Below are 5,404 nucleotides of genomic sequence, written 5' to 3'. Positions count from 1 at the left end.
TCGGATCCCGGTTCCGGCTCCGGCTCTGGTTCGGGCTTCGCCGAACGCGGTGGCCGCCCCGGCTCATCTCCCCCGCAGTTCGGGCCAGACGAGCGTGGTCGCCCCCCAGGCCAGCCCCCCGCCGAAGGCGGTGAGCAGCACCCGGTGCCCGGCGGCGAGCGAGCCGTTCTCCGCGCTCTCGGCGAGCAGCAGCGGGATGGACGCCGCGCCGGTGTTGCCGACGTGGTCGATATTGCTGAGCTGGCGCTCCGCGGGCAGTCCGAGCTCGTCCCCGACCGCTTGGAGGATGCGGCTGTTGGCCTGGTGGGCGATGACCCGGTCCAGGTCGTCCAGCTGCCAGCCGTTCGCCGCCACCGCCTCGCGGGAGACCTCCGACATGCGCTGTACCGCCTGGCGGAAGATCTCGCGGCCCTGCATCCGGAAGTAGCGGGCCGAGGGATCGGGCTCGCGGCGGGCCGAGCGCTCCAGGGAGCCCCCGCCCGGCACTTCGATGAGCTCACGGCCGCTGCCGTCGCTGCCCAGCACCACCGGGCCGATGGCCCCCGGCTGCTCCGGGTCGCCCGCCGTGAGCACCACGGCGCCCGCCCCGTCCGCGAAGATCACGGCGGTGCCCCGGTCGTCCTGGTCGACGATCGTGGTGAACGCGTCGGCCCCGATCACCAGGGCCCGCCGCGTCGCTCCGGCGGCGATCAGCCCCTGGGCCGTGGCGAGCGCGTACAGGAATCCGCTGCACACCGCCGACACATCGAACGCGGCGACTCCGGTCAGCCCCAGCCGTGCCGCCACATCGGGCGCGGTGGCCGGGCAGGGCCGGTCGGGGGTGGTGGTGGCGAGGACCACCGCGTCCACCTGGGACACGTCGGCCGACTTCAGGGCCCGCGCCCCGGCCTCCACCGCCAGATCGGAGGTGGCCATGCCGGGGGTGACCATGCGCCTGCTGGCGATTCCGGTCCGGCTGCGGATCCATTCGTCGGAGGTGTCCAGCCGCCGGCAGAGATCGGAGTTGGTCACCACCTGGTCGGGAACCCAGCCGCCGACACCGGTGAGCACCGCGGCCGGCGCGGGGCGGCGGCCGGGGGCCGGGCGGCCTTCCGGCCGGTCGTCACGGGCGGTCATGGCGGCCTCAGCTCCGCTCCGCCGCCGCCGCGACGGCGGCGGCGACTGTCTCGGCCGGGGGAGCGGTCGGGGCCTTCGTCCCGGTCGCCAGGATGCCGACCGCGTCGGACAGCCCCATGTGCTCCATCCGGGCGACGGCCATCTCGTCGGTCCAGTACTCCGCCATGTCGTACCGCTCCGACGGAGTGGTCTCGATCATCCGGCGGCCGGGCCAGATCTCGTAGTCGCCGACGATGTCCGCGTGGTCGTGCATGCCCTTCTGGAAGAGCTCCTCGCGGTGCATCACGAACTCGCGGTCCGGGACGGCGTCCCACAGCTCCCGGCCCGCCTCCAGGATCTCGATCAGCCGCGGCCGGTACTCGGGGTACCTGGCCAGATGGTCGCGGAGGACCGAGCTGCCCACGGTCAGATGCCGGATCTCGTCGATCGCGGCCCCGCGGGAGATCTCTCCCGCGGCCGGGTCCAGCGGGTCCCACTTGCGCTCGCTGAGCTCGGCGGCGGGGGCGAGCACCCCCTCGATGACGATGGTGAAGACGGCGACGCCGCCGGCGAAGTCGCGCTGGTCGCGGACGATGTCGAGAGTGAAGTCCTCCACCGGCTGAAGCACCCGGCGGCGGTAGTCGGCCGCCATCTCGTCGATGTCGGCGAGCAGCGTCTTCGGCTCCATGCCCAGCTCGACCAGATGGTTGCGGAAGACCCGTGCGTGCCGGGCCTCGTCGATGAGCTGGGTCGCGAAGAACTCCAGCTCGGCCACGCCGGGCGCGTTCGCCACATAGTGGGCCAGCAGCCGGGTGGCGATGTCCTCGGAGAGCGAGCGGTAGCCCAGCTCCAGGACGAGCGCCTCGCGCAGCGGGCCGGGCGCCTTCATGAAGTCCGGTACGGGGGCGCTCTCGGCGTGGCCGGTCACCCCCCGGCCGCGCAGCGTGCCCTGGGCGACCTGGGTGATCCAGTACGCGAGATTGCAGTGCTCGGCGGTCAGTTCCAGGTCCCGGGCGCCGTCCAGCAGCCCTGGCGCGGAGTCGAAGTCCGTCTCGGGGGCCCCGATGAGGGTCATGACTGTCAGTCCTCCTGTTCGATGGGCGTGTGCAGCCGGGGCCTGGGTGCGGGCTGCGCGGCGGCTGTGACGGCCGCGCCGGGGAAGCCCGGCGCGGGGTGCGCGGCTATGGGACCGGCGGACGGCTGCGCCACGGTGTGGAGGTTGCCGTCATAGCTGAGCAGCGGCTTTCCATCGCGGGCGACCGCGTCGTGCACATGGGCGAGCAGTACTTCGTGGTCTCCGACCAGCACCTGGGTGGCGATCCGGCAGGAGAAGTGGGCCAGCGCTCCGCGGAGCAGCGGGGCGCCGGAGCCCGGGGCCGGGTCCCAGCCGGTGGCGGCGAACTGGGCCGCCCCCAGCGGGCGGTTCGGGTCGCTGAAGAAGCGCGCCACCGACGCCTGGTCGCCGGCCAGCACATTGACCGCGAACCGGCCCTCTTCCCGGATCAGCCCGGCCGTCGCCGACCCGGACCGCAGGCACAGCCCCAGCAGCAGCGGGTTCCGCGAGACCAGCGTGGCCGATCCCACGGTGGCTCCGTGCAGCCGGTCCCCGTTCCGTACGGTCACCACCGTCACGGCGGAGGCGAGGTGCCGCAGGGCCCGGCGTCTGCGCCGCATCGACTCGGTGTGCGGACGAGTGGGAGGCGGGGCGACGGCGGGGGAGAGCGGGCTGGAGATCCCGGTGGTCAGCGCGGTCATCGGGGATCACCCGCCCCGGCGTGCGCGGGCACCGTGACGGCCCCGCTCACCGCCTTCGCCGTATCCGGTCCGCCCGCTTTCGCGTTCGCCGTTTCCGGTGCGCCCGGCTCAGGAGCGCTCGCCGCGGCCTCGGGCAGCGGCGGCACCTGGGTGCGCGCCGTCACCTCCGCGACCAGGGCCGCGTAACCGGGCTCGCGCACCGGCTCGAAGTGGAGTCCGAACGGTTTGTAGAAGTTCCCGAACAGGGCCCGGTCGCCGAAGAGATGGAACGGCAGCGCCAGCAGCGCCCACTCGGGCCCGACTGTCAGGCACCAGATGCCCGCGACCGCGGCCTGGGTGATCAGGCTGTGCATGATGTTGTAGAGCACGTAGTAGACGCGGGATATCTGTTTGGTCGTACTGCGGCGGTAGGCGATGGCCCCGGGGATGTACCCGATCAGATCGATGTAGAGGAACAGCCCGACCGCGGGGAGCCAGCGGATGTCCCCGATGTGCATGATCCCCAGGGTGATCGTCGCGGCGAACGCGACGAGATACTCCGCGCGATGGAGCCGGGCGGTGACCGGGGTGTCGAAGACGTTGACCTGGTCCACGCCCTCACCCCCGGGCCGCTGCGGGCTGCGCGGGCTCCTGCATGGCGTCCGACCCGCCGCCGGACTCCTCGCCGAGCACCGTGACCGACGGGAAGCTGCCGGCGATGGCGAAGGCCACCGTCTCCTTGATCACTCGTTCGGCGATGGGGTCGAGGATGCCCTCCAGCGAGGGAATCCCGAAGTCGAAGTCCCCGGCGAACTCCACCAGCACGTCGTCGTCCTGCTGGCGGAAGGACCAGACCCCGTCGAACTCCTCGAAGTCGCCGTCGCTCTGGGTGAAACTGGTCTTCAGCGCCGTCACATCGAAGACGTCGTCCTCGGTCCAGCGCAGCAGCCCGCTGCGGAAGTGCAGCTCCCAGCTGGAGCTGCCGGTCTCCTCCGGGAAGCCGGAGTGCACGGTGGTCGCCCGCACATGCGGGGCGAGCTCCGGGTAGCGCTCCCAGGCGGCCAGCGCGGCCTGGACGTCCTCGGCCTTCGCGCCCTTCACCAGAGCCGCGAGTTCCACGTGTCGCATATCAGTTGCCGCCTTCCGGCATTTGCGCCCGCTTGGCGACGAGATCGCGGCAGGCCAGTTCGAAGGAGTCCAGGAGATGGGTGACCTCACCGTCGGTGAGGATCGCGGGCGGGGTGAAGCGGACGACGCTGCTGCCGTTCATGGAGTGGTTGGCGACGACGCCGTGGTTGAACAGCTCGATCAGCAGCTCTCCGGCGAGACCGCCCTCGATGAGCTCGACTCCGATCAGCAGACCCTCGCCGCGTACGTCCACCACCAGCTCGGGGATGCTGCCGAGGGCGATCTCCCGGATGGCGGGCAGCAGCCGCGCACCCAGCTCGGACGCCCGGCTGACCAGCCGCTCCTCCCGGATGGCCCGGATCGAGCCCTGCACGGCCGCCATCAGCAGCGGCGCTCCCGAGAAGGTCGCGGTGTGGATGTAGGGGTCCTTGTCGAACGGCCGGAAGACCTTGCGGCCGGCGATCGCCGCCGACACCGGGAGCACTCCGCCGCCGAGCGCCTTGCCCGCGAGCAGCACATCCGGGGTGATGCCCGCGAGATCCGCGCCCCACCATTCGCCGAGACGGCCCATGCCGGTCTGGATCTCGTCGAGGATCAGGAAGCCGTCGTGCTCGCGCACCAGCTCCTCGACCCGCTTGAGATAGCCCTTGGGCGGAATGATCACACCGCCCTCGCCCTGCACCGGCTCCAGGATCACGCACACCTCGCCGGGGTGGGCCGAGAGCTCGGCCTCCAGCGCCTCGGTGTCGCCGAACGGCACATGGGTCACATCCGGCAGCAGCGGCCGGAAGGGCTTCTGATAGACCTCCTTGGCCGTCACGGAGAGGGCGCCGATGGACTTGCCGTGGTAGCCGCGGGTCATCGACACCGAACGCCGGTAGCCGTTGGCCCGGGCCAGCTTGAGCCCGGTCTCCACGGCCTCCGCGCCGCCCACCGCGAAGTGGATGCGGTCCAGGCCCTCCGGCACCACCGACACCAGCGCCTCGGCGGCACGGGCGACGGTCGGCTCCAGCAGGATGCGGGTGGCGACCGGGTGGGTGTGCAGCTGGCGTTCGATGCTCTCCATCACGATGGGGTGGCGGGCGCCCATGATGAAGACGCCGTAGCCGCCGCAGTTGAGGAACCGCTCGCCGTCGCTGGTGTCGAGCCAGGCGCCCTGCGAGGAGACCTCCATATGGCTGCCGAAGAGCTCGGCGACCGTGGCGCGGCCCTTGCTGAGATGGGCCCGGTACAGGCCGAGGATCTCTTCTTCGCTGTCGAAGTCGGACGCGGCGCCCGGGCCGCTGCCGCCGACGGTGCGCGTCTGCGGGGAAGTGATCACGAGTGATGCTCCTTTCGCCGGCCGTTGACGCGAGGGGCCGGGGCGGGCTCGGACGGATCTGGGGAGGTACGGGTGGTGCCGTAGGAGATCAGAGGGGGCCAGGAGGTGTCAGGGGGCAGGGGGGCC

6 protein-coding genes are annotated in these 5,404 nt (G+C 71.9%); all 6 read right to left on the bottom strand.

Going from position 1 to position 5,404, the window contains the following annotated elements; translation table 11 throughout:
• Window positions 1-63: 63 nt before the first annotated feature.
• The 6 genes from FF041_RS02070 to FF041_RS02045 are packed head-to-tail and all read right to left on the bottom strand — an operon-like array spanning window position 64 to window position 5,275.
• Complete coding sequence (locus tag FF041_RS02070; protein ID WP_153520748.1) at window positions 64-1,116, bottom strand: beta-ketoacyl-ACP synthase III; 1,053 nt, start codon at window positions 1,114-1,116, stop codon at window positions 64-66.
• Between the two features lie 7 nt (window positions 1,117-1,123).
• Entirely contained in the window at window positions 1,124-2,170 is a 1,047-nt protein-coding gene (locus FF041_RS02065; RefSeq protein ID WP_228387980.1) for a ferritin family protein, read from the bottom strand.
• A 5-nt stretch (window positions 2,171-2,175) separates the two neighbouring features.
• A complete protein-coding gene (locus tag FF041_RS02060) occupies window positions 2,176-2,850 on the bottom strand; it encodes a flavin reductase family protein (protein WP_228387979.1) in 675 nt (224 codons plus the stop codon).
• Complete coding sequence (locus FF041_RS02055) at window positions 2,847-3,443, bottom strand: hypothetical protein (protein ID WP_194291903.1); 597 nt, start codon at window positions 3,441-3,443, stop codon at window positions 2,847-2,849. The genes FF041_RS02060 and FF041_RS02055 overlap by 4 nt, the downstream gene beginning before the upstream one ends.
• A gap of 4 nt (window positions 3,444-3,447) precedes the next feature.
• Entirely contained in the window at window positions 3,448-3,957 is a 510-nt protein-coding gene (locus tag FF041_RS02050; RefSeq protein WP_153482312.1) for a type II toxin-antitoxin system RatA family toxin, read from the bottom strand.
• A gap of 1 nt (window position 3,958) precedes the next feature.
• On the bottom strand, window positions 3,959-5,275 hold the full coding sequence (locus FF041_RS02045; RefSeq protein WP_323390977.1) for an aspartate aminotransferase family protein: 1,317 nt from the start codon (window positions 5,273-5,275) through the stop codon (window positions 3,959-3,961).
• Between the last annotated feature and the right edge of the window lie 129 nt (window positions 5,276-5,404).

Source organism: Streptomyces jumonjinensis, assembly GCF_009600885.1.
In the GTDB taxonomy this organism is placed as follows: Bacteria; Actinomycetota; Actinomycetes; order Streptomycetales; family Streptomycetaceae; genus Streptomyces; species Streptomyces jumonjinensis.
This window is presented reverse-complemented; position numbering and strand designations above follow the sequence as displayed.